This is a genomic window from Streptomyces sp. NPDC059649, from assembly GCF_042734445.1.
In the GTDB taxonomy this organism is placed as follows: Bacteria; Actinomycetota; Actinomycetes; order Streptomycetales; family Streptomycetaceae; genus Streptomyces.
This window is the reverse complement of record NZ_JBHWDV010000017.1, coordinates 14,371-37,750: the sequence shown is the minus strand read 5'-3', so window position 1 is coordinate 37,750 and position 23,380 is coordinate 14,371. Positions and strand designations below refer to the sequence as shown.

At 69.3% G+C, this 23,380-nt stretch carries 18 protein-coding genes and 3 pseudogenes; 9 read left to right on the top strand and 12 right to left on the bottom strand.

Translation table 11 applies throughout. From position 1 onward, the window contains the following. Positions 1-69: 69 nt before the first annotated feature. The 5 genes from ACFV1J_RS19795 to ACFV1J_RS19775 form a co-directional block, all read right to left on the bottom strand. Positions 70-1,002: a glyoxalase gene (locus ACFV1J_RS19795; RefSeq protein ID WP_385859836.1), complete on the bottom strand. Its 933-nt coding sequence runs from the start codon at positions 1,000-1,002 to the stop codon at positions 70-72. 266 nt (positions 1,003-1,268) lie between these two features. Beyond that, positions 1,269-2,006 (bottom strand): YoaK family protein, encoded by a 738-nt coding sequence (locus ACFV1J_RS19790; RefSeq protein WP_385859834.1) that lies wholly within the window; start codon positions 2,004-2,006, stop codon positions 1,269-1,271. After that, positions 1,987-2,511, bottom strand: coding sequence for a DoxX family protein (locus ACFV1J_RS19785; protein ID WP_385859832.1), 525 nt, complete (start codon positions 2,509-2,511; stop codon positions 1,987-1,989). The genes ACFV1J_RS19790 and ACFV1J_RS19785 overlap by 20 nt, the downstream gene beginning before the upstream one ends. A 55-nt stretch (positions 2,512-2,566) precedes the next feature. After that, on the bottom strand, positions 2,567-3,229 hold the full coding sequence (locus ACFV1J_RS19780; RefSeq protein WP_385859831.1) for a hydrolase: 663 nt from the start codon (positions 3,227-3,229) through the stop codon (positions 2,567-2,569). 127 nt (positions 3,230-3,356) lie between these two features. Further along, positions 3,357-5,243 carry an amidohydrolase gene (locus ACFV1J_RS19775; protein ID WP_385859829.1) on the bottom strand — a complete coding sequence of 629 codons (1,887 nt, stop codon included), beginning with the start codon at positions 5,241-5,243 and terminating at the stop codon, positions 3,357-3,359. A 404-nt stretch (positions 5,244-5,647) separates the two neighbouring features. Here ACFV1J_RS19775 and ACFV1J_RS19770 point away from each other — a divergent pair, with 404 nt between their 5' ends. Next, positions 5,648-6,625 (top strand): alpha/beta hydrolase, encoded by a 978-nt coding sequence (locus ACFV1J_RS19770; protein WP_385859826.1) that lies wholly within the window; start codon positions 5,648-5,650, stop codon positions 6,623-6,625. Positions 6,626-6,725: 100 nt separating this feature from the next. Here ACFV1J_RS19770 and ACFV1J_RS19765 read toward each other — a convergent pair whose 3' ends face one another. Beyond that, positions 6,726-7,853, bottom strand: coding sequence for a low temperature requirement protein A (locus ACFV1J_RS19765; protein ID WP_385859824.1), 1,128 nt, complete (start codon positions 7,851-7,853; stop codon positions 6,726-6,728). Between the two features lie 50 nt (positions 7,854-7,903). Then, entirely contained in the window at positions 7,904-9,271 is a 1,368-nt protein-coding gene (locus ACFV1J_RS19760; protein WP_385859822.1) for a dihydrolipoyl dehydrogenase family protein, read from the bottom strand. Positions 9,272-9,509: 238 nt separating this feature from the next. Here ACFV1J_RS19760 and ACFV1J_RS19755 point away from each other — a divergent pair, with 238 nt between their 5' ends. From ACFV1J_RS19755 to ACFV1J_RS19735, 5 genes and pseudogenes are all read left to right on the top strand, one after another. Then, positions 9,510-10,088, top strand: a complete 579-nt coding sequence (locus tag ACFV1J_RS19755; RefSeq protein ID WP_385859820.1) for a Dps family protein — start codon at positions 9,510-9,512, stop codon at positions 10,086-10,088. Between the two features lie 226 nt (positions 10,089-10,314). Further along, a pseudogene (locus ACFV1J_RS19750) lies at positions 10,315-10,368 on the top strand (hypothetical protein); the annotation flags it as partial. Positions 10,369-10,893: 525 nt separating this feature from the next. Continuing rightward, a complete protein-coding gene (locus ACFV1J_RS19745; protein WP_385860003.1) occupies positions 10,894-11,997 on the top strand; it encodes an LLM class flavin-dependent oxidoreductase in 1,104 nt (367 codons plus the stop codon). Beyond that, the gene (locus ACFV1J_RS19740; protein WP_385859818.1) at positions 11,994-12,608 is read left to right on the top strand and encodes an FMN reductase; all 615 of its coding nucleotides are present in this window, start codon (positions 11,994-11,996) and stop codon (positions 12,606-12,608) included. The genes ACFV1J_RS19745 and ACFV1J_RS19740 overlap by 4 nt, the downstream gene beginning before the upstream one ends. 961 nt (positions 12,609-13,569) lie before the next feature. Continuing rightward, positions 13,570-13,824 (top strand): ribosomal protein L7/L12, encoded by a 255-nt coding sequence (locus tag ACFV1J_RS19735; RefSeq protein WP_385859815.1) that lies wholly within the window; start codon positions 13,570-13,572, stop codon positions 13,822-13,824. A 1,028-nt stretch (positions 13,825-14,852) separates the two neighbouring features. On the opposite strand, the gene ACFV1J_RS19730 is transcribed toward ACFV1J_RS19735, so the two are convergent. Both ACFV1J_RS19730 and ACFV1J_RS19725 read right to left on the bottom strand, forming a co-directional pair. Next, positions 14,853-15,035 carry a hypothetical protein gene (locus ACFV1J_RS19730; protein WP_385859813.1) on the bottom strand — a complete coding sequence of 61 codons (183 nt, stop codon included), beginning with the start codon at positions 15,033-15,035 and terminating at the stop codon, positions 14,853-14,855. Between the two features lie 164 nt (positions 15,036-15,199). Beyond that, on the bottom strand, positions 15,200-16,573 hold the full coding sequence (locus ACFV1J_RS19725; RefSeq protein WP_385859811.1) for an erythromycin esterase family protein: 1,374 nt from the start codon (positions 16,571-16,573) through the stop codon (positions 15,200-15,202). Positions 16,574-17,218: 645 nt separating this feature from the next. Between ACFV1J_RS19725 and ACFV1J_RS19720 the strand changes: the two genes are divergently transcribed. Together ACFV1J_RS19720 and ACFV1J_RS19715 are read left to right on the top strand one after the other, a co-directional pair. Further along, on the top strand, positions 17,219-18,184 hold the full coding sequence (locus tag ACFV1J_RS19720) for a trypsin-like serine protease (RefSeq protein WP_385859809.1): 966 nt from the start codon (positions 17,219-17,221) through the stop codon (positions 18,182-18,184). Between the two features lie 381 nt (positions 18,185-18,565). Continuing rightward, entirely contained in the window at positions 18,566-20,533 is a 1,968-nt protein-coding gene (locus ACFV1J_RS19715) for a SpoIIE family protein phosphatase (protein WP_385859807.1), read from the top strand. Positions 20,534-20,935: 402 nt separating this feature from the next. On the opposite strand, the pseudogene ACFV1J_RS19710 reads toward ACFV1J_RS19715, so the two are convergent. From ACFV1J_RS19710 to ACFV1J_RS19700, 3 genes and pseudogenes are all read right to left on the bottom strand, one after another. Further along, positions 20,936-21,033, bottom strand: a pseudogene (locus tag ACFV1J_RS19710) (IS5/IS1182 family transposase); the annotation flags it as partial. 13 nt (positions 21,034-21,046) lie between these two features. Beyond that, positions 21,047-21,249, bottom strand: a pseudogene (locus ACFV1J_RS19705) (IS701 family transposase); the annotation flags it as partial. Between the two features lie 16 nt (positions 21,250-21,265). Continuing rightward, entirely contained in the window at positions 21,266-21,802 is a 537-nt protein-coding gene (locus ACFV1J_RS19700) for an Lrp/AsnC family transcriptional regulator (protein WP_385859805.1), read from the bottom strand. A 60-nt stretch (positions 21,803-21,862) separates the two neighbouring features. Here ACFV1J_RS19700 and ACFV1J_RS19695 point away from each other — a divergent pair, with 60 nt between their 5' ends. Then, positions 21,863-23,128 carry a trans-sulfuration enzyme family protein gene (locus tag ACFV1J_RS19695; protein WP_385859803.1) on the top strand — a complete coding sequence of 422 codons (1,266 nt, stop codon included), beginning with the start codon at positions 21,863-21,865 and terminating at the stop codon, positions 23,126-23,128. Positions 23,129-23,380: the final 252 nt, after the last annotated feature.

Below are 23,380 nucleotides of genomic sequence, written 5' to 3'. Positions count from 1 at the left end.
TGCGACGTCCTTGCCCGGGGCGACGGCCCCGGCCCGCACGGCGGGCCGTGCGGTGGCTGTTACCGAGGATCAGCGGGCGTTGCCCTGGTGGAGTTCGGCCACGTAGCCGCCGGGGAACCGCACCATCGCGCTGGTGCGGCCCTCGGAGGCGTACGGCCCCCAGAGGGCCTTCGCGCCCGCGGCCTCGGCCTTGCGCAGGGTCGAGGTGAGGTCCTTCACCGCGTAGCCGGTGGTCTCCCGCCCGAACGGGTACGGCAGGTGGCCATCGGTCACGCTGACCACCGTGTTGCCGAAGGGAGAGCTGATGGCGATGCGGCGGTACGTCTCGTCGGGCACACCGATCTGACCACCATCGGCGGCCCGGTCGTCCGAGACGATCCGGCCACCGGTGAAGCGCAGGTACGAGGTGAGGAATTCACTCGCCGAGTCCCTCGTCAGGTAGATGCGGTTGTCCGGCACGGTCTCCAACGGAGCGTAGGACGGAGCCTTGGTGTGCCAGTACAGCTGGGCGTTGACGCCGCCCGGGAACTGGACGACCGCGTCCTTGCCGATGGGGTCGTCGAAGGGCGCGACGACGACGTCCGCCCCGCTCGCCCGGGCCAGCCGGACGCCCTTGTCGAAGTCGCTCATGAGCCAGCCGGTGCGTTCGGCACCGAACGGGTAGGGGACCGGCGTCCGGAAGTCGAAGACGGACAGCGTGCCGACAGGTGAGAGAACCAACTCCGACACGGTCGTACTGGGCGTCGGCGTGACCTGTGTGACCACCTTGGCCGTGTGGGTTCCGCCGAAGGTCGCCTCCCAGCAGGTGACGAACGCATCCATCGTGCCCGGGGTGACATAGACGTGCGTGGTGTCGTACTGCGGTCCGACCGCCGTGGTAGCGGCCGGGAGCCGGGCGGGGGCGTTCCGGCTCTGCGCCGACGACGGAGCCGCGAATCCCCCAACCCCCACCACCAGCAATAACGCTGGCAGCAACCGCACCATTGCCTTGCGCTTCTTCATCTTCCGTTTCCTTCCGTCGGGTCCGTAGGGAATGGACCGAAGGGAATGTAGGCAGCGAGCGCGGCATAGGGTTTTCTCGGAGCGCTCCGGTCCTTGACCGTCCGGGCACGACTGTCCGGGCACCACCCACTGGCTCGCCCGCGACGCAGGTCAGGCGGCCGCTTGCGGGCACCGCGTCCCTGAGCAACGTCCGGATACGCCTGAGCCCCCTGAATCAGGGGGCTCAGGCGTATCCGGTGCACCCCGTGGGGCGAGCGGACCCGGTCTCAGGACGGTGACTTCGTCCAGGCGGGGTTGCCGGCCGCGAGGCGGTGGGTGATCACGGAGGTGAGGGCGAGGAGCACCAAGGCCAGGCTCAGGGTGAGCACGAGGTGGCCGTGCAGGACCAGTTGGGCCCCGACGAAGGCGCCGAGGAACATCGCCAGCACGGACAGGATCCGGCGGCCGGGTCGCGGCGCCGCGCCGCCGGCCGGAGTGGAGTCCGCGGCCAGCCCCGTCAGGGTCAGGGTCAGTACGGTCGTGGTGAGGTCCGGGACGCCGAGGCGCCGGGCGACGGCGTTCTGCAGGCCCATGCCGAGCCCGAGGAACACGATCAGTGTGTACTGGACGCCCGTGGTGACCCGGCCGTCGGTGACCGCGGCGGCGGCCACGGTGACGGCGATCAGCACCGTCTGCACGGCGGTGGCCGTCTTCAGCAGGTTTCCGCGGTGGGCCGCGAACCGGGTGCCGAGCCTGCCCCCGGCTAGTGCGCCGACGAGGAACGCCGCCAGCGCGACCAGCGAGGCGAGCACGGACAGGTTCGCGGCACCCGCCAGAGCGAACCCCAGGAACACCACGTTGCCGGTCATGTTGGCGACGAAGACGTGCCCGAGCCCCAGATAGCTCACCGCGTCGATCAGACCGGTGACCACCGTCAGCGTCAGCATCAGGAGGGGCAGCGGGCCGTGGCGGTCCTGTCGTTGCGGTGCGAGCGTGCGTATCGCGTCACTCAGCAGCCTGCGCATGATGCTTCCTTTCCGTTGCGGTGGGCGGGTGGTGCAGCACCACGCGGGTGAGCAGTCCGCTCATCGGGCCGATCACGATCGCGGGGAGGACGACCCACAGCGGCCAGGGTGTGACGCCCAGCGCCTGGTCGAGCGACCATCGGCCGGGCCCGGTCAGGGCCAGCGCCGCGGAGACGACGACGAGGACCATCGGGTATTCGTAGCCGTCGTTCTGCACCCACAGGCCCTTGGGCCATTTGACGGTGCCCGCGACCGTCATCACACCCATGGCGGCCATCGCGGCCAGGGGTGTGAGCAGTCCGGCGATCAGGAACAGGCCGGCACCGATCTGACTGGCACCCGCGACGATCGCGGTCAGCCGACCGCCGCGGAACCCGTCGTGGCGGAACTCCTCGGTACCGCCTGCCAAGCCGTGGCCTCCGAGCCGGAAACTCACCTTCTGAACTCCGTGGCCGGCGATGAGAAGTCCCGTCACCACCCGGAGGACCAGCAGTCCAGCGTTCATCTCTTCCTTGCCTGTTCCTGACTCAGTCCTTGACTGCTCTGTGAAGGAGCGGGGATCAGCCGACGGCGTGGGCCCCGATGACGGCCTGCGCGTAGACCACGCCGAGGCCGTACGCACCGGCGTGCTCCTTCACCACGTCCATGACCGACATGTAGGTCTCGCCGCGGGCCCAGTCACGCTGCAGTTCGAGGAGGACCTGCACCCAGGTGACCGGGACGGCGCCGCCCTGGATCATGCGCTGGACGGCGTGTTCGTGGGCCTGCGGGCTGACGCCACCCGAGGCGTCGGTGACCACGTAGACCTCGTAGTCCTGGGCGAGGGCGGAGAGCGCGGGCAGCACGATGCAGACCTCGGTCCACAGGCCGGCCAGGACCAGCTTCTTACGGCCGGTGGCCTTGACCGCCTCGACGAAGGAGGAGTCCTCCCAGGCGTTCATCGTGGTGCGGTCGATGATCTTCTGGTCGGGGAAGACCTCGGCCAGCTGCGGCAGGATCGGGCCGGAGAAGGATTCGGCGGCCACGGTGCTCAGCACGACCGGGACGTCGAACGCCTTGGCGGCCTTCGCCAGGCCGACGGTCGAGTTGATGATCGCGGTGCGGTCTCCGCTGCCGGTGCCGAAGAACATCTGCGGCTGGTGGTCGATGAACAGCACCGCGCAGTTGTCCGGGGTGAGCAGGTCCGGGCTGGGGGCCGCGGTGACCTCGGAGATGTTGACCATGAGTGAGCCTTCCGGTGTGTGTTGATCGCGGACGGATGTCCGCTGTTGAGCGCAACCGCGCGTGGTGCGGCGCGAGTTGGGGTGGTGTTCCGGGAGGGGCGGCTCGTGACCGGTCCCTCCCGGAAGATCAGAGGGAGAAACAGGGATCGAAGAACGTGCTCGCTGTCTGCGGGGCCAGGCCGCGTCGGGCGCGCCACTGGCGGTGCTGCTCCGACTCGGCGACGGCCTGGCCGAGCAGTTCGGCCTGGCGTGCGCCCGACAGGCCCGTACTGGGCGTGGCCTGGTAGCCGCCGAAGTGCGCCACGGGGCTCCACTCGGGGCTGACCGGTGGGAGTTCCTCGTCGAGGCCCTCGTACTCGGCTGTCGCGTAGACGATCCGGCCACCGACGACCGTCAGCAGGGACTCGATGTGCGCGATGTCCGGCTCGGGCACGGTGAAGTAATCCTCGGACAGGACTGCCAGGTCACCGAGGAAGCCCGGGCGCAGGATGCCCTTGGCGCCCTCCTCCCCGGTCAGCGCGGCACCCGCCTCGGTGAACATCGCCAGCGCGGTCCGGCGGTCGACCCGGTTGTGCGGCGGGCGGACGACCAGGTCGCCCACGGTGCGGCCGGTGACCAGCCAGTGCAGGGCGACCCACGGGTTGTAGGTGGAGACCCGGGTCGCGTCGGTGCCGGCACCGACGGTCAGGCCGCGCTCCAGCATGGCCTGGATCGGCGGGGCGTCCGCGGCGGCACCGGGACCGTAGCGGCGTACGAACGCCTCGCCCTGGAAGGACAGCCGGTTCTGCACGGACATGGCGCCGCCGAGGGCGGCGATGCGGTCGAGGCTGTCCGCGGAGACGGTCTCCGCATGGTCGAACAGCCACCGGTTGCCGGCCGGGAACAGCCCCTCCGCGGCGAGCTTCTCGAACACCGCCAGGTCTCGGCGGATGGTCTCGTCATAGGTGGCGTGCAGCCGGAATCCCCAGCCGTTCTCCATGAGGAGACGTACGGCCTTCTCGAATTCCGTTTCGTAGTCGGTGAGTTCCGGCCGTGGCTCGGCGAAGTTCTCGAAGTCCGCCGCCGCCCACGTCAGGTTCTCGCCCGCACCGTTGAGGCGCAGCCATTCGTCCCCGTCCTCGGGGCGGGCCATTTCGATCCAGCGGGTGAGATCGTCGATTTCCTGACCAGCGGTCTGCGGGAAGAGGTGATAGGCGATGCGCAGCGACAGCTGGCCGGCCTCCGCCAGTTCGACGACCGTGCTGTAGTTGTCGGGGAAGTTCTGGAACCCTCCGGCCGCGTCGATCGCCGATGTGAGGCCGAACCTGTTCAGTTCCCGCAGGAAGTGACGGGTGGAGGTCTTCTTGTCCTTCCCCTGCAGCACCGGGGCCTTGGCCAGGGTCGAGTAGAGGATGAGTGCGCTGGGGGCGGCCAGCAGCATGCCCGTGGGCTCACCGTTCCGGCCCCGTACGATCTGGCCGCCCTTGGGGTCGGGGGTGTCCCGGGTGAATCCGGCGGCCTTGAGAGCCGCCCGGTTGAGCACCGCCGACTGGTACAGGTGCAGGACGAACACCGGGGTGTCCGGCGCGGCGGCGTTCAGCTCGGCGACGGTCGGCAGCCGCCGCTCGGCGAACTGCTCGGCCGACCATCCGCCCACCACCCGCACCCACTGGCCCTTGGGCGTACGGGCCGCCTGCTCACGCAGCATCGCCAGACCCTGGCGCAGCGTGGGGACACCGTCCCAGCGCAACTCCAGTACGTAGTTGAGCCCGCCCCGGATGACATGCAGATGAGCGTCGTTGAGGCCGGGAACCATCCGGCGGCCGACGGCGTCGACCACCTTCGTGTCCGGTCCGACGTGGGAGGCGACGTCGTTGTCGTCGCCGACGACCGTGATGACACCGTCGCGGATGGCGATCGCCTCGGCCTGCGGGCGGACCGGGTCTTGGGTGTGGATCTTCGCGTTGCGGACGACCAGGTCCGCGGCGTTGTCGGTGGCGCGGGGAACCAGCCCACCGACCGGCATCGTGGACACCTTGCGACAACCTCCTGCTGGATGAACGACGTCGATGCATGTGCATCAACGTCCGCGTGCGTCGGCAGCGGTGGGCGGGAAGAGTCGGGGCATGCGCCATCACCGCGCGCATTCCGGGTGACCGTGCGATACACAGGTCGGGTCCCGGCGGCCCTCGACTGCTGCGCCGCCAAGTTATTGCGCGTCAAAGCGTCCGTGTATCCCGGCAGTGCACTGGATACGTTCCGACAGTGCACTGCCTCTCCGCGCGCACTGTGAGGTCAACTCCCGTGCGCTCTTGGGCAATTTCCGCCGCCTGTGCGGCTTAGCGTGACGATCGACGGTTCCGCAGACGTCTGCGCCTGCCCCGAGCCGCCGCACCTCGCCGGAGAGACCGGCCCACCACATGAACCCGGGAGAGAGACATGTCCGACTCCGACGCCGTCGTACCGGTCCAGCCGGTCCTGGAGCCGGCTGCAGCCGCGTTCGCCGAGGCCACGGCCCACCCGCCCTACCTCTTCGACCTGCCCCCGGTGGAGGGCCGCAAGGCGGTCGACGAGGTGCAGTCCGGCGAGATCGAGATGCCGGCGATCGACGAGGAGTGGATCACCGTCCCGGGCGGTCCGACGGGCAGTGTCCGGGCCCGCCTCGTCAAGCCCGCCGGCGCCGAGGGGACCCTGCCGGTGATCCTCTACATCCATGGCGCGGGCTGGGTGTTCGGCAATGCCCACACACACGACCGCCTGGTACGCGAACTCGCCGTCGGCGCAGGCGCCGCCGTGGTGTTCCCCGAGTACGACCTGTCCCCCGAGGCCCGCTACCCGGTCGCCATCGAGCAGAACTACACCGTCGCGCGGTGGGTCGTGGAGCAGGGTGCGTCCAAGGGCCTCGACGGCTCCCGGCTGGCCGTGGCCGGCGACTCCGTCGGCGGCAACATGACCGCCGCGCTCACCCTGATGGCCAAGGAGCGCGGTGGGATCCCGCTGGTGCAGCAGGTGCTGTTCTACCCGGTGACCGACGCGCACTTCGACACCGGCTCCTACCACCAGTTCGCCACCGGCTACTTCCTGCGCCGCGACGGCATGCAGTGCTTCTGGGACCAGTACACGACCGACGAGGCCGAGCGCGCCCAGATCACCGCCTCCCCGCTGTGCGCCACCACCGAGCAGCTCACCGGCCTGCCCCCGGCATTGGTCATCACCGGCGAGGCCGACGTGCTCCGCGACGAGGGCGAGGCGTACGCCAACAAGCTGCGTGCGGCCGGCGTCCCGGTCACCGCCGTGCGCTTCCAGGGCATCATCCACGACTTCGTGATGCTCAACGCCCTGCGCGAGACCCACGCCGCCGGGGCCGCCATCACGCTGGCCACCGGCGTCCTGCGCACGGCGCTCCACGCGGGCTGACCCGGCGGCATGGCGTCCGCGCGGACGGACACTCCGTACGGTGTCCGTCCGCGCGGCCCCTTCGCCTTGGCCCAGGGCTGGACCCCGCCGCGCGATCTGGTCACCGACGCGGCATCGTCACCCACCCGACCAGGCCTGTCAGAAGCACACCGGCGACCAGCGCGGGCGCCGGGGACCAGGCGGCCATCAGGACACCGACCGCGGCGAGGGGGAACGGAATCCGCTCGGCCAGGCTCCTTTGGTGCGGCCGTAGGTGCACGACCCAGACCGTGATCAGGAAAACGGCCGCCGGAACAGTGACCGCGGCGCCGGCAGCAATCGACGAGGCTTCGGCGCGGTGCGTGACGTGATCGGCGTACGCGGCCAGGCCGGCGCCCTCCGCGGTCGCCGAGGCGAAGATCAGGTAGTGGCCGTAGGCCCAGGAGAATCTCCTGCGATGCGCCTGGTGCGTCGTGGCGAGCAGCGTGTGCGCGGGTCGGGTGAAGTACAGCCACCACATGGCGTAGGCCACGAGCAGCCCGCCCGCCGCCAGCGCGTACAGCGAACCGGTGCCGTGATGCCGGTCGAAGGCGCTGCGCACGGCGACGGTGGCGGCTGCGACGCACTCGCCGAGGACGATGAGGGTGAACAGTTCGTAGCGCTCGGCGATGTGGCGCGGGTGCCAGGGCGTCATCCCGGCGGACTGCGCCCACACCGGCACGGACACCTCGGCCACGATCATCACCACGATGCCCGGCAGCCGCACCGGATCCGGGACGAAGAGCAGCCCTACCCAGCCGAGCTGACACCACATCACCCCCGTGGCGAAGCGCAGCGTGGTCCTCCGCCGGGCGGGATCGGACAACGCGGCACGCAGCCACAGCGCGGCCAATGTCGTCCGCAGCACGACGTACCCGAGCGTGATGATGTGCAGATCCCCGTCCTCGAACGCGCGGCGCACACCGGCGGCAAGGACGAGTGAGCCCGTGATCTGCACCAGCACCGTCAGCCGGTACGTGACATCGTCCGGGTCATAGGCGGAGGCGAACCAGGTGAAGTTCATCCATGCCCACCAGATGGTGAAGAAGACCAGCGCGAAGCGCAGCGCACCGCCGGCGTAGTCCCCCTCCGTCAGCGCCTCACGCAGACTCGTGGACGCCTGCGCCACCGCGACGACGAAACACAGGTCGAAGAAGAGCTCCAGCGAGGTGGCGGTCCGGTGCGGCTCGTCGGGGTTGCGGCCCACCATGGTGCGCCACCGCCTGGCACCCGGGTCCGTCTGCAGGGTCGAGGTGCGGTTCAGCGGAGGGCTCCCAGGGCCGTCTCGATGGTCCGGTGGAAGGTGGGGTAGGTGTAGATCATGTGTTGAAGCCGGTCGACGGGTACCTCGGCATGGACGGCCACGTTCAGACCGTGCAGCACCTCGCCGCCCGCCGGCCCGGCCGAGGTCGCACCGACCAGCACGCCCCGGTCGGCATCTTCGACGAGCTTGATGAATCCCTCGTTGCCCGGCCCGTGGATCCAGCCGCGGGTGGAGGAAGCGATGGTCACCACGCTGGTGCGCACGCGCAGGCCCTGCTCGCGCGCCTGTCGCTCCGTCAACCCCACGGCCCCGATCTCCGGATCGGTGAAGGTGACGCGGGGCAGCGCCCGGTAGTCGGCGTCAGGACCGGCCTGCCCGAGGATGTCCCGGACGGCGATCTCCGCCTGGTACATCGACACATGGGTGAACGAGCCCCGGCCGGTGATGTCGCCGACTGCCCACAGCCCCTCCCCGGCCCGCATCTGCCCATCCGTGCGAACGGACCCCGCTGACGGGTCGAGGCCCACCGTGTCGACCGCCAGCGGGGTCAGGTCGGCGTGGCGTCCGGTGGCGACCAGGAGCCGTTCGGCAGTCAGCAGCTGTCCATTGCCCTCAAGGCGCACGGTGAATTCGGTGCCGCCATGGCTGATCTGCCGCACCCGCGTGCCCGTGAGGACGGTGACACCGTCTGCGCGTAGCGCGTCGGTGGCAAGCTCCCCTGCTTCGGGCTCCTCCTGCGGCAGCAGCCGGTCCTGCCCCTCGATCACCGTGACCGCGCACTTGAAGCGGGCGAAAACCTGGGCGAGTTCGACGCCGATGGCCCCTCCGCCGAGCACCACCATGGACGCCGGTAGTTCCTTCGCGGCCATGGCGTCCCGGTTGGTCCAGTACGGCGTTCCTTGCAGACCCGGCACGGGCGGGATCCGGGGCCGGGTACCGGTGGCCAGCACGACACCGCACCTGGCCTCGAACGTACGGTCGCCGACCGCCACCCGGCGCGGCCCGGCAAGGCGCCCCGTCCCCCGGACGAGCCGACCGCCCTTCGCCGCGAAGCGGTCCGCGGCCACCTGGTCGTTCCAGTCGGCAGTGGCCTCCTCGCGGATCCGTCCGGCGACCCTGGCCCAGTCCGGAGTCACCACCGCCTCACCGGCGAGGGCGGAAACCCGGCCCGCCTCGGCGAGCAGGTTCCCGGCGCGGATCATCATCTTGGTGGGCACGCATGCCCAGTACGGACACTCGCCTCCGACGAGTTCCGCCTCGACCCCCACCACGTCCAGTCCCGCTTCGGCCAGCGTGCCGGCGACGTACTCGCCGCCTGGTCCCAGCCCCAGGACCACCACATCCGCCTGCTCGATCGCGCTCATGCCTCTCCTCGTTCCGCCCGTTCTCCGGGCATGGACTGTCCCGCTGACGCTAGAGCGGCCTGACGGCGGTCCGAGTCCGCCGGCGCACAGAGGCTTGCCCGAGAGCGAACGCCGTGGACAAGGACCGGACGCAGTGCGCTGGCGGGCACCACGGCATGCACTGCCGGTCAAGACGCCCCCCGACCGGGCACCTAGCGTCACCGGGGTACACACAGCACGGCACCGCAGGAGGCGGATCATGACCAGCAACTCCCCGTCCACACACGGCAGTCAGCCCTGGCTGCATCAGAAGGGCGAGGTGATCCAAGAGTTCGGGACCGTCAAGCAGTTCCCGGTCGCCCTGTCCTACGAGGCGCGGATGTACTCCTGTCAGCGCCTGAACAAGGTCCTCGCGGACACGCAGATCCTCTACGGCCTTTACAAGAAGCACCACTGGCTGATGCGCGGGGCGACCTTCTACCAGCTGCACTTGGTCCTGGACAAGCACGCGGGCGAACAGCTCGAAATCATCGACACCCTCGCCGAACGCGTCCAGTCCTTGGGCGGCGTCGCGGTGGGAGATCCCCGGCACGTCGTCGAGATCACGTCGATCCCGCGACCCCCGGACGGGGTGGAAGAGGTGCCGGCCATGCTGTCCCGGCTGCTCGAGGCCCACGAGACCATCCTCATCGATGCCCACGACGCCGCCGCCCGGACCGCCGAGTACGGTGACGACGGCACCGTCGACCTGCTGGTGTCCCAAGTGATCCGGACCGGCGAACGGCAGACGTGGTTCCTGGCCGAGCATCTGGTCGACACACCATTGGTTCGCGTCTGAGGAATGGCTGCGGCCTCGGACCGTCGGGCCAATGTGACCGGGTACCTGGCTCTGATCGGCGCTCCCGCACGACGCCCCGCCGTCCGCATACGCCGCAGCGAAGATCGAAGCCCGTCGCCCTCGCGCCGGACGGAGCGCTGCTCGACCGGAGGCGGATGACGGATCTGCGGCAGACGGAGGTCGTCGTCGCGGTGGGGGACACGGATGGTTTCACGGCGGACTGCATGTGGTGCAGTCCGCCGTGTCCAGCACGGCCCGCGCCCTTGAACGCGAACTGGGCACCCGCTTGCTCGGCCGCACCACACACCGCGTCGCCCTCACCCCGGCCGGCGAGGCGTTCGTCCCCGCCGCGCGCGACGCTCCGGGCCGCCGAGCTGGCCCGGGAAGCGATCGATGCCGTACGGGGGCAGCTGCGCGGGCGGGTGACGGTCGGCGCGATGCAGGGGGTATGGGCGGGAATCCACTACGCCCTGGCCGCGCTGCGTGCGGAACATCCGGGGGAGGCGCCATTCGGTGTCATCCCGGCGAACACCCGCCGGGGCGCCGCCAGCATGACGGCGGCGGGGACGCCGCGCGGCCGTCACGGACGCGATCCCATCGCCTTCGTGGGCCGGCCCAGTCGGCAAGCAGCGCCGTCATGCATCGCCACTGCGCGGTCTGGGGGTGTGGCGGCTCCGCTTGCGATGACCAGGGCGCGCGAAAAGAACGCTGTGGGACCACTTCCCGTGCACGCGCGGTCATCCCGTCCATGCAACGGACTCCTACTGTTCGAGACCCACTCAATCACCTGATAACTGGAGGAACCTTGCAGTTCGGAATCTTCACGGTCGGCGACGTCACGCCGGACCCCACCACGGGCCGAACGCCGACCGAGCGCGACCGCATCAAGGCCATGGTCGCCATCGCCCTGAAGGCCGAGGAGGTCGGGCTGGACGTCTTCGCCACCGGCGAGCACCACAACCCGCCGTTCGTGCCGTCCTCGCCGACCACGATGCTCGGGTACATAGCCGCGCGGACCGAGAAGCTGGTCCTCTCCACCTCCACCACTCTGATCACCACCAACGACCCGGTGAAGATCGCGGAGGACTTCGCGATGCTCCAGCACCTCGCGGACGGCCGGGTCGACGTGATGATGGGACGCGGCAACACCGGGCCGGTCTACCCCTGGTTCGGCCAGGACATCCGGCAGGGCATCAACATCGCCATCGAGAACTACGCCCTGCTGCACCGGCTGTGGCGCGAGGACGTCGTCGACTGGGAGGGGAAGTTCCGCACCCCGCTGCAGGGCTTCACCTCCACCCCGCGCCCGCTGGACGGCGTACCGCCCTTCGTCTGGCACGGCTCCATCCGCTCGCCGGAGATCGCCGAACAGGCCGCGTACTACGGGGACGGCTTCTTCCACAACAACATCTTCTGGCCCGCCGACCACACCAAGCGGATGGTCGAGCTGTACCGGACCCGGTACGCCCACCACGGCCACGGCACGCCCGAGCAGGCGATCGTCGGGCTCGGCGGCCAGGTCTTCATGCGGAGGAGTTCGCAGGACGCCGTGCGCGAGTTCCGGCCGTACTTCGACAACGCACCGGTGTACGGCCACGGGCCCTCCCTGGAGGACTTCACCGCCCAGACCCCGCTGACCGTCGGCTCCCCGCAGCAGGTCATCGAGGAGACCCTGGCCTTCCGCGAGTACGCCGGCGACTACCAGCGCCAGCTGTTCCTGATGGACCACGCGGGGCTGCCACTGAAGACCGTGCTGGAGCAGATCGACCTGCTCGGCGAGGAGGTCGTACCGGTCCTGCGCAAGGAGTTCGCGAACGGGCGGTTGGCCGATGTGCCGGACGCGCCGACCCACCAGTCCCTGCTCGCCGCCGGTTCGGAAGCACTGTCGGAAGGGGGGACCGTCGCATGAAGCTCGTCGTGGTATCCGCGGGTCTGAGCACCCCCTCGTCCACACGCCTGCTGGCCGACCGTCTCACCGACGCGGTCCGTGACGAACTCGCCGACCAAGGCCACAAGGCGGAAGCGAATGTCATCGAGTTGCGCGGCCTGGCTGTCGCCATCGCCAACAACCTCGTCACCGGTTTTCCCCCACCGCAGCTGGCCGACGCGATCGAAGCGGTGACGAGCGTCGACGGCCTGGTCGCCGTGACACCGGTGTTCAGCGCCTCGTACAGCGGGCTGTTCAAGTCCTTCTTCGACCTGATCGATCCGGGTGCCCTCACGGGCAAGCCGGTCCTGATCGGGGCGACGGGCGGTACGCCCCGCCACTCGCTTGTCCTGGATCACGCGCTGCGCCCGCTCTTCGTCTACCTGCGGACCATGGTCCTCCCGACCGGCGTGTACGCGGCGTCGGAGGACTGGGGATCAGGCAGCGACGCGCACACGGATGGTCTGCCGGCACGCATACGGCGGGCAGGCCGGGAGATGGCGTCGATCCTGGCTGCCAGAGCAGCTCATCCTGTGCCCGAGGACGACCCCACCTTGGCCAAGAGGCAACTCTCCGACCTGCGCTTCGACTGAGCGCTCGGCTCGGGCAGCTGTCGACCGTCGAGCGGAAGAGCCACCACCACGGCGCCCGCAGACCGAAAGGGACAGCCTGGTGAGGTTGACCAGGGACGCGGTACCCCCGGCCCATCCGTGCTCGGCGAGGTCGGGTCGGCGACCAGGGCCCGCCGGGCCTGATCGCGGTGCTCATTGAAGTGGATGCTTTCGTAGGGGGCGTTGCATGACGCGGCGCAAACGCTGTCCCGGAACCCTCGATAGTGGGCACGGGCGTGCCCACTCCTCCGTTGCGGTCGCTGAGCCTGCTGCACCGGTAAACGAGGGTGCTCCTCCCAGCGTCGTACGCCCGCCCGCCGGCCCCCTATCGGCACGGGCGGGTTCTAGCGGGTCCAACGATTCTCGTTCCCTCGCCCCGTTTCGCGCGCGCAGTGTGTCACCAGCGTGCCGGCCACGACGCTGCGAGCCCCGGTTGCCTGCTTGCGGGAGTTGGCTCATCGGCGTCCATGGTCGGCTTGCCCAGTCCCATCTATGAGTGATGGTGAGCCCAGAAACACAGGAGGCCAGTTCTTCCGGCCCGCGAACGTCCTTGAACTGCTACTGGCTGCAAGCCGATGCTGACAGGGACACCCGGCGGCTCCACGTTGGCGCGTGGCCTGCCCGCACAACGGTGCCCCTCATGGGGGCGCCGGCTTCGTCGTACCCGTACCAGCCATTACCACCAGAGGATTTCGGTCCTGGTGTGGTGTGGGCCGGCCAGTGTCGGAAGGGGCGGCTGCTCCGTCACTGTGCCCTATGCCGGGTCCAGCCAGCCGCCCCGGGCTTACTGTGCCAGTCGTTCCTGCGCGATGTGGCCGTTTGGGGGAGTAGACAGCGACGGTGGCGGATGCGTGCCGGTGGGCTTGTTTCTGTTGCAGGCGCTGTGTGCGGGCCCGCTGGGGTCGGGGGATGAGGCCTGCCGGGTAACGAGAGGACGAGTGCTGTGGTGGAGTACTTCGAACTTGTCTGCGACGAGGCGTCGAGTGATGTGGTTCTTGTGGAGTCGGGGCGTGACGTCGTTGAGGTGGTGAAGGTGCTGCGCCGGTACACGGGGCTGAGCTTGTGGCACAGCAAGCTCCTCACCAGGGACGTGCCGGCAACGGTCCTCGAAGACGTTTCACCAGAGCTCGCAGATGCCGTGGTGGCAGTGCTGCGGGAGGCGGGCGCTGTTGCTGAAGCGAGGCAGAAGCCCGTCTGACGGCTGGTGAGCCACGGTCGTAGCTGTTGAGCAGACTGCGGGATCGGGGGGAACGGCGAATCCGGTCCCGCAGCTTCATGCGCCCAATCCGACAGAGCCAGCCGTTTGTAGCTGCCCGGAAATCCTCGAAGGACATCCCCAGCCCGCGGGAATAGACGAGTTCGGGCAGCACCCGCCGATGTCACGGGGCTGCCTGCCGTCGGGGACGCCACCGCATGGAGACGCGCCAAGGTCCAAGACGCTGGCTACGGCATCAGGTGGCGGGGCGGGCCAGCCCCCGTTGCTGACACGCGGGCCACGCTCAGCGTGCCTCCCGTACTCGTCGATACCGAGGCCGGCACCAGGCAGGCGCCTTCGAGACCCGTCGAGAAGTGGGGTCGAACGGCGAGCAGCCTTCCCGCAATGGCTACACACCTACAATCACCACCGCGGGACACACCGCGCTCGCAGGCAAGCCACCCGCCAGCCGTGTCCTGGCTTTATTCGCGGGGCGTGACAGCGGTTGTACGCGGGTTTGGGAGGCACCCCGATCCACGGTCGGGTGATGTTCACGAGTTTTGACAGCACTGAGTTCCTGCCGGGGCGGCATCGAGATGCTCCTTGTGAAAGTTGCTGTTAATGCCGCAGGCGACGTGGTTCTTGCCGATCGCTGGGGTGGGTCTGTCCAGTCGTCGGCGGGGCGTTCGCCGCTTCGACCGTTCCGCGTCCTAGCCGGTCTCCAGTACGGCGTGCCCCAGAGCGAGTAGGGCCTACGTCTGTGTCTTGGCTCCCGGCCGGTGACTCGCTCCGGGGGTTTTCCCCAGTACAGAAGGGGGCTGGCGATACCATCGACCGACCCGTTGCCTGGATGGTGCGGCAAGTTTCGGCCGACGAGGCTGAACGCGCACGGATCACCAAGCTGGGCTGCGCAGGAGTGGAGTACTGACGTTCTCTACCGATTGCCATGTCATTGGTGACGAAAGGGCTGGACAACTTCGCGCAGACTGTCAAAGGCGGCGACAGACGGTCACTCAAAGCTCCATAGGTGGCTACTCAGTGGCTTCGCTGGTGCGGGCGGTGACGCCCGTGCCGCGGCCGCCGCGATCCGGGCCCGCGTTGCCGCTGTGGTCGACGTCGCATTGGCGGCCGTCGACGTCACCGCGATGGTGTTCGTGATGAACGGCGGCGGCCGGTTCCATTGCCATCACCTGCTCGTTGAAGCCCGTCGTCACCTCGCTCTCCTCCTGCGCGGTCGTCGCCGCGAGCCGGGCCTGGACGACGCGATCGTGGACGCCGCGCTCGCCACGAACTGCCTGGACATCAGCGAGCAGAAGACGCTGCGCGGCCGGATGCCGGTCTACCGCCTCCAGCCGAACCCCGAAATCAGCCCGGCGCCTCAGAGGCTGGTGGCTGCATGGACCTGGGTGAGGTGGATCAGGATGTCGTATGCCGGGGTGATGGCGAGAGTGGGCAGCGGGTCCTTCTTGAAGGACGAGCCGGCATCGTAGGTGGGGCGGGGGGTGTTCAGCCAGGTGCGGCCCGCGGCGGGCAGGGTGCGCAGGTCGAGGTAGTAGTCGCGGTAGCGCACCTTGTCCAGGGTGTACTCCTGCATGTCGGGGGTGGCGGCGGGGACCGTGACCTTGTTCCAGGGGCTGCCGAGGGTGGTCGCGGTGAGGAAGGAGCCGCGGTCGAAGGTGAAGCCGATGGCGGCGTAGTCCCGGCCGAGGGCCTTGCGCAGGTAGACGCCCTGGGTGGTCGGGTACGTCACCGGGTCGCTGGACAGGTAGCCCACGTGGCCGTTGTGCGCCGAGAGCAGAATCTTGTCGCCGGTGCGACGGTGCCACCAGGCGGTGTTGTCGGCCATGACCCGGTCACGGAAGTGCTCCGCTTCGGAGACCGACGCCGGGTCGGAGAGGTCGAGCGCGGCGAACTCGAAGGTCTGGGCGATGCTCCGGGCGTGCTGCTCGGCCCATTCGTAGGCGTCGCCGCCGGCCCCCTTGTTCGCGGTGACCAGGTCGAACGCCTGCTGGGCGGTGGTGGCGTTCAGACGGCGTTCGGCAACGGGCTTGCGCAGGTACGCGAAGACGTCGTCCAGGGGCCGCAGGCCCGCGTACAGCTTTTCGAGGCGCGCGACGTCCTGGGGGCGGTTCACGCGGACGTACGAGAGCACCCGGTCGAAGACAGCGTCGCCGAGCTTGGGCGCCCCGATGTCGTTCCCCATGAAGTGGACCTTGCGGTCGGGGTGGCGGTCGTTGTACTGCCGCATCCAGCTGATGAGGCTGACGAACTCCTCGCGCTCCCAGGGCGATCCGGCCAGAGTCTCCTTGGCCACCTGCCGAGCGTCACCCGGGCCGCCCTGGACGTACTCGTCGATCCGCAGACCGGCCGTCCAGCTCATCTCCAGGGCGAAGGTGGTGAAGCCCTTCTCCTCGACGAGGTGGCTGAAGACGCGCTGCTTCATGGCAAAGAACTCGTGCGAGCCGTGGGTCGCCTCGCCCAGTCCGACCACCTTGGTGTCGCCGATCATGGCGTCCAGCGCCCGCAGGTCGGAGGTGCTGCCGCCCGGTTCCGTCGAGCGCAGGGGGTGGGCGGCACGGTCCAGCGCGCGGAGCGCGGCGGCCTGCTGGTCCTCCGCCCCCGTGCGGGCGGGTGCGGCAGGTGCGCCGGTCGCGGCGGAGGCGATCGGCGCCAGCAGGGCCACGGCTGCGAGGCCGGCCGTTGCTGCGAGCAGCAGCCTCCGTCTGCCGATCGCTTGCTGGTGTACGGCCATGATGAACTCCTCGGCTCGGTCTCGTTTTCCGGACGGTGAAGCGATCATGGCCTGGGCGAGCGTGGACCACGCTGGTGGCCTCCCCCGGGTTCGGCCGGGGGATATCCCCCCTTCGCCACGTCCTCGGGGCTCTGCGGCTGGAGCGGTCAGAACGCATGGGAAAGGCTCGTCCTCGCTGGGGACGGACACTTGCGCCCCTGACGCGTGGCTTTATTCGCGGGGCGTGACAGCGGTTGTACGCGGGTTTGGGAGGCACCCCGATCCACGGTCGGGTGATGTTCACGAGTTTTGACAGCACTGAGTTCTTGCCGGGGCGGCATCGAGATGCTCCTTGTGAAAGTTGCTGTTAATGCCGCAGGCGACGTGGTTCTTGCCGATCGCTGGGGTGGGTCTGTCCAGTCGTCGGCGGGGCGTTCGCCGCTTCGACCGTTCCGCGTCCTAGCCGGTCTCCAGTACGGCGTGCCCCAGCGCGAGTAGGGCCTACGTCTGTGTCTTGGCTCCCGGCCGGTGACTCGCTCCGGGGGTTTTCCCCAGTACAGAAGGGGGCTGGCGATACCATCGACCGACCCGTTGCCTGGATGGTGCGGCAAGTTTCGGCCGACGAGGCTGAACGCGCACGGATCACCAAGCAAAAGGAAACCCTCTGTGTTCAGCTTCAAGCCGCCGCGCCGCCGTTCCGCCCGCACCGCTGCCGTCGGCGCTCTCGCCGCCGCGGCCTGCGTCACTGTCATGGCCGGCAGCGCGGGAGCCATCGTCAACGGGTCGGACTCCACCGAGAGGTACCCGTTCATGGCCGTCATCCCGTCGTCGGCCCCGGACCAGGGTCTGATCGATGGGAACTGCGGGGCGTCCCTGATCGATCCGCAGTGGGTGCTGACGGCGGCCCACTGCGTGAAGGTGGAGGGGCTCAAGCTGGACGGCATCGTGCGGGTCGGCAGCGACCACCGCAAGTCCGGTGGCACCGTCCGGAAGATCGACCGGACCTTCGTCCACCCCGGCTACGTGAACGGCGACAACAAGGTCGCCAACAAGAACGACATCGCGCTGATACGCCTGGACCGCCCGGTCGCCCAGAAGCCCATCAAGATCGCCGAGCAGGCAGGGCCGCCCGGCACACCGACCCGGCTCCTGGGCTTCGGCACCACCGTCGACACCGAGTTGACGTTCCCGGACCGACTGCAGGAGCTGAACACCCGCAGGGGCACCGAGTCCGAGTGCGCGCCCGGCTACGCGGACCGGACCCGGCTGTGCACGATCACCACCGTGCCCAAGGCCATGGCGTGCCACGGGGACTCCGGCGGACCGCAGGTCCAAAAGGGCCGGAACGGCCGCTGGGAACTGATCGGCGTCACCTCCGGGCCCGGCGCCCCGAACGTGCCGTGCTCGCAGGGCCCCGGCCTCTACACCAGCGCGCCCGCCTACGCGGGCTGGATCAACAAGACCATGAAGACCAACAGCGCTCCGTCGACCGCGGCCAAGGGCTCCGACCTCGCCGAGACCGGCACGAACGACAACACCCCGGCGATCGTCGGCGTGGCCGCCACGCTGATCACCGCCGGTGGCGGCACCGCCCTCGCCGTACGCCGCCGCAAGACCCGCCACGCCGCCTGAGCGCACCCACCGCAACCCAAGACGGCGGCCCCTCGCCAGGGGCCGCCCTTCGCCGCGTTCTGCCCGTGACACGGCACTGCCGTCATTTCTCGTGAACCTCCCCGAGCCGGCTGGTGACCGACTGCTGCCGGAACTCATCGACAAACGCTGTCGCTGGAAGTGAACGAAGCCAGTGTCCCCAACCTCAGGGCGATACACCTAGATCAACCGCCGTTTACCAGGACAATCAACGCACCACCTCTTATCTTGGTGAAGATGGCAAGAACGTGAGTGATGGCGCGTGCCATCCCGTGCGCACGTGCTGTGGGGACGGTGTGCAAGGTGGATTCTGCGCATGTGGGCGGTCGGCCTGGTGGGCGGCCTACGTGGCCACCGTTCGTAGTGGCTGAGCCACAGTCCGGGACCCCGCTCGCCACGGTGCTCGTCGATCCCGACGGGCGGATCCAGCGCTGGAGCGACGGCGCACGGGCACTGACCGGCTATCCGGATCAGGAGGTCATCGGCCGGGACGCGGCGCTGCTCGCCGACCGGACGAGGCTGCGGGGAGGTGCGCTCGTCCAGGCACTGCTGCGCACCGCCGGCAGCCTGCACACCGATTGGCTCCGCTGCCGCGACGGCACCTGCCGCAGTGTCACCTGGCACTCCGTGCCGGTTCCGCTGGCGACCGGTACGGGCCTACTCGCCGTGGCGGTGCCCGAGGCACGGGTGACCAGCCAGGGCCACCCGGTCACGCTCGACCGTCTTCTGCATTGCTCACCCGTCGGCCTGGCGGTGGCCGACACGGAACTGCGCTTCGTGTACGTCAACAAGACGTACGCCCACGTGCATCGCATCCCCGTCGAACAGCATCTGGGCCGGTCCGTCCTTGAAGTTCTGGACCTGCCCGATCCGGAAGCGATGGAAAAGTTGCTGCGCCGCATTGTGGACAGAGGGGAGACCGTCGAGAACCTCCGGGTGGCGGCCAACAGGCCGGACGGCGATCCGTACGAGGTCCTCGGAAACCTGTTCCCGCTTCATGGGCCCGACGGCAGGGTCATGGGCGTAGCAGCCCTCGTCTACGAGTTGACGGAGGGCGGAGACGAATTCCTGGACACCGCTCACGGGCGGCGCAGGCTGGAATTGCTGGGCCGGGTCAGTGCCAGGCTCGGTCAGGGGTTGGACCCGCGAACCGTCGCGACCGAGCTGGTGGCGGCCTGCGTTCCGGGATTCGCCGAAGCTGTCGAGGTCGATCTGCTGGAGAGCGCGGCGCAGCCGACCGCCGATTCCTTCGATACCCGTGCGGCGGAGTCCGGCGCGCAGCCCGCTGCCCCACCGGAGCCTCTCTTCCACCCGCTGAATCTCACGTCAGGCGCCAGCAGGCCACGTCCCGAGGACGAGCTGCCGCAGCCACGTCCGACACTCCGGGCCGCCGCCCAGTGCGTCAGCTCGGCGCAGCCTGTGGCATTCGAGACCGCGAAGAAGGACGGGTCCGCACTGCACGGCATGGCGGTGCCGCTGATCGCGGTCGGCAGGATGATCGGAGCTGTGACCTTCCTACGGCAGGTGGAGGCCTTCAGTTCCGAGGACATTCTCCTGGCGCGCGAGATCGCGGCCCGTACTGCCACCGCGATCGACAACGCGCTGCTCTATCGACGCGAACGGCTGGCTGCTCTCGCGCTCCAGCGCCACCTGCTCCCCACCCAGTTGCCATCGGCGAAGTGGTTCCAACTGGCGTACCGCTACCGTCCGGCCGAAGACGACTCCTTGGCCGGGGGCGACTGGTACGACGCGGTGGCCCTCCCGGGCGGCCGGATCGGGTTGGGGATCGGTGACGTGATCGGCCATGGCGTGGGCGCCGCCGCCGCGATGGGCTGCTACCGCTCCTCGGTGCACGCGCTGCTGGCCGTGGGGCTGCCGCCAGGGCAACTGCTCACCCGCTTGGACGGGTTGTTCGCCGGCATCGACGGCGAACTCGCCGCGACGTGTACCTGCGTCGTGTACGACGGGGGTGTGGGACGCTGCCGCATCGCACTCGCCGGACACCCGCCCCCTCTGTTGGTCATGCCGGACGGATCAGTGGCCGTGCTCGGGTGCGAGCCAGGGCCGCCCGTGGGGATGGGCCTCCACGACGTGTACGCCGACGAGGAATACCGCGTCCCGCCAGGGAGTCTGATAGTCCTCTACACGGACGGGATGATCGAAGACCGCAAAGCGGTTCTGGACCTCGACCAGGGAATCGCGCTCCTGAGCCGTGCCGTCCGCGACCCGAAGGCACCCCTGGACGAGATCTGTGACGCGATGACGGCGGTACGTCCGGCCAGCTCCGCGGACGACGCCGCGCTCCTTGTCGCACGACTGGGCCGGCTCTGAACGCTGCTGTTGTTTGGAGCCACAGCGGAAGCGACGATCGCATCGGACCCGAAGTGAAGTGTCGAGGCGACGCCGGGGAACCACTTCGCCAGGACGCTGTGTACGACGTTGCAGCAAGAGGCCTACCACAGGCTCGGTCAGGCGGCCCATCGCATCGGTGGTGCGGTGGAGAGTGAAGACGCCGTCGAGGTGGCGGGTGGTTTCGCGGCCGATGGCGTCGTGGTCGGAGGTGAGGACACGGCCGGAAGGGGTGAGGGTTGTGCGGTTGCCGACGGCGCTACTCCTTCTACATGAGCTTCGCCATGCCCGAGAAGCCACCGACGGGTCTGCTGCACGATCGGGTGACATCTGAACTGGCTTGCCCTGTAGGGCGGGTGGGAAGGATGTCGCTGTGCCCAAGCCTTATCCGGGGACCAGTCGCTTGTAGCAGCACAGGGCTACTGCGAGGCCGAGAAAAGCCAGGTAGTAACGGGGTAGCGTTCGTACCGGTGGTTGAGTCGGCATTAGCCGGCGGGCGGCCATCGTGAGCGTGATGTGGCGATGCCAGCCCTGGTAGTGGCGGACCTGGTAGTGATCGAGGCAGCATTCGCCCTTGCGCTTTCGAAGCATTCCTCGATGGTCCAGCGCGGGCCGACGACGGCGATGAGCTCGTTGAGTGTGGTCTCGTCAGGGGCGTAGGCGATGCAGTAGGCGGTCTCGTGCGGGTGGCTCCGGCTTGGACCGGTATACGCATCAGGCCCCGGGGTTCCCGGGGGCCTGATGGTCGGAGGTGGGCGTGGGGGCGGGAGCACCCTCGGGCCGGGGTGGCAGCAGCGGGCCGCAGTCCCACTGCTGGAAGATCAACCGGGTCTCGACGCGCGCCACTTCGGACCGCGAGGTGAACCCGTCGAGGACCAGTCGCTGAAGATCCGCCATGTCCGCCACCGCGACATGGACGAGATAGTCGTCGGGCCCGGTCAGATGGAAGACGGTAATGGACTCCGGCAGCGCCCGGATCCGCTCCACGAACGGCCCCACCAACTCCCGCCGATGCGGCCTGACCTGCACGGACAGCAGTGCCTCCAGGCCCCGGCCCAGCTTCGCCGGGTCCAGCCGCAGCTGATGGCCGAGAATCACTCCCGCGCGGCGCAGCCTGGTCACCCGGTCCAGGCAGGTCGACGGCGCGACACCGATCTGCGCGGCGAGATCGCGGTACGTCATCCGTGCGTCGTTCTGGAGCAGCCGCAGCAGATGGAGATCCACCGGATCGAGTACGACAGAATCGGCCATATTTCGAACGTAGCACGGGGTCCGGCCATCCGACCCCGTTCGGTGTTCAGACTCCTGGGCATGGACTCCGGCAGCTTTGACGCATATGACGTACCGGCCGACCCACAGGGATCCGGCCATGCTCTCGACGACACCGGTCGTCGTGTCCCGGGCGTGCCCGCACCCCGGGCGCTCGCCACCGAGGCGGTGCACGCCGGGCGGGACGACCTCGCGCGGCAGGGGGTGCACGCCCCGCCGATCGACCTGTCCACGACCTACCCCTCGCACGACAGCCGGGGCGAGGCCGCCCGGATAGACGCCTTCGCAACCGACGGTGCCGAACCGGAGGGCCCGCCCGTCTACGGCCGCCTCGGCAACCCGACCGTCGCCCGCTTCGAGACCGCCCTCGCGCGTCTTGAGGGCACCGAGAGCGCGGTTGCGTTCGCCACCGGGATGGCCGCGCTGAGCGCCATGCTGCTCGTACGCAGCGCAATGGGCCTGCGCCATGTCGTCGCCGTACGGCCGCTGTACGGATGCAGCGATCACCTGCTCACCGCAGGGCTGCTGGGCTCCGAGGTGACCTGGGTCGACCCGGCGGGCATCGCGGACGCGCTGCGCCCCGACACCGGCCTGGTGATGGTCGAAAGCCCGGCCAACCCGACCCTCGCCGAACTCGATCTGAGAGCCGTCGCGCACGCCTGCGGTTCCGTCCCGCTGCTCGCCGACAACACCTTCGCCACCCCCGTGCTGCAACGCCCCGTCGAGCAGGGAGCCCGTCTCGTCCTGCACAGCGCCACCAAATACCTGGGCGGCCACGGAGACGTCATGGGCGGCGTGGTGGCCTGCGACGAGGAGTTCGCCGGGCGGCTACGCCAGGTGCGGTTCGCCACGGGCGGAGTGCTACATCCGCTCGCCGGCTATCTGCTGCTCCGTGGTCTGTCGACGCTGCCCGTACGGGTCCGAGCCGCGTCCTCGAATGCGGCGGAGCTGGCCGGCCGGCTCGCCGCCGACCCACGCGTCACCCGCGTCCACTACCCGCGCATCGGAGGCGCCATGGTCGCCTTCGAGGTAGCCGGCGACCCCCACGATGTCATCGCGGGCGTCCGACTGATCACCCCGGCCGTGAGCCTCGGCAGCGTCGACACCCTCATCCAGCACCCCGCGTCCATCAGCCACCGCATCGTGGACGCCGACGACCGCCGCGGCGCGGGAGTCAGCGACCGGCTACTGCGGCTCTCGGTGGGGTTGGAGGACGTGGAGGACCTGTGGGCCGACCTCGACCAGGCGTTGGGGACGGCGCCGGGACCGGGCAGGGCCCTCCGGGAAGCGGCGGTCGCGAACAGGTAGAACCGCACAGGACGACGACCGGCCCGGTCGTCGTCCTGTGCGGTCGGACCAAGTACTCCAGCAGAGATTCGTGAGCTGGTTCTTCTTCGGTAATGGCAGCGTCGGGCCGAGGCGCGCGGATTGAACCGCGTCGCCTTCCAGCCGCTCCTTCTCGGCCTGCACATCACGGGACCTCAGACCGACTCTGGACCCGGCGAGCATGGCCGCAGGCGTGCGCCTCATGGCACGTCCGGGGCGTGGCTGCTTTTCCAC

Excerpts from the sequence above, each read along its gene's own strand:
- ACFV1J_RS19725 (WP_385859811.1), bottom strand. The coding sequence starts at position 16,573 with ATGGCCGTACACCAGCAAGCGATCGGCAGACGGAGGCTGCTGCTCGCA.
- ACFV1J_RS19785 (WP_385859832.1), bottom strand. The coding sequence starts at position 2,511 with ATGAACGCTGGACTGCTGGTCCTCCGGGTGGTGACGGGACTTCTCATC.
- ACFV1J_RS19755 (WP_385859820.1), top strand. The coding sequence starts at position 9,510 with ATGACCAGCAACTCCCCGTCCACACACGGCAGTCAGCCCTGGCTGCAT.
- ACFV1J_RS19695 (WP_385859803.1), top strand. The coding sequence starts at position 21,863 with ATGGACTCCGGCAGCTTTGACGCATATGACGTACCGGCCGACCCACAG.
- ACFV1J_RS19780 (WP_385859831.1), bottom strand. The coding sequence starts at position 3,229 with ATGGTCAACATCTCCGAGGTCACCGCGGCCCCCAGCCCGGACCTGCTC.
- ACFV1J_RS19795 (WP_385859836.1), bottom strand. The coding sequence starts at position 1,002 with ATGAAGAAGCGCAAGGCAATGGTGCGGTTGCTGCCAGCGTTATTGCTG.
- ACFV1J_RS19790 (WP_385859834.1), bottom strand. The coding sequence starts at position 2,006 with ATGCGCAGGCTGCTGAGTGACGCGATACGCACGCTCGCACCGCAACGA.
- ACFV1J_RS19760 (WP_385859822.1), bottom strand. The coding sequence starts at position 9,271 with ATGAGCGCGATCGAGCAGGCGGATGTGGTGGTCCTGGGGCTGGGACCA.
- ACFV1J_RS19700 (WP_385859805.1), bottom strand. The coding sequence starts at position 21,802 with ATGGCCGATTCTGTCGTACTCGATCCGGTGGATCTCCATCTGCTGCGG.
- ACFV1J_RS19765 (WP_385859824.1), bottom strand. The coding sequence starts at position 7,853 with ATGGTGGGCCGCAACCCCGACGAGCCGCACCGGACCGCCACCTCGCTG.
- ACFV1J_RS19740 (WP_385859818.1), top strand. The coding sequence starts at position 11,994 with ATGAAGCTCGTCGTGGTATCCGCGGGTCTGAGCACCCCCTCGTCCACA.
- ACFV1J_RS19770 (WP_385859826.1), top strand. The coding sequence starts at position 5,648 with ATGTCCGACTCCGACGCCGTCGTACCGGTCCAGCCGGTCCTGGAGCCG.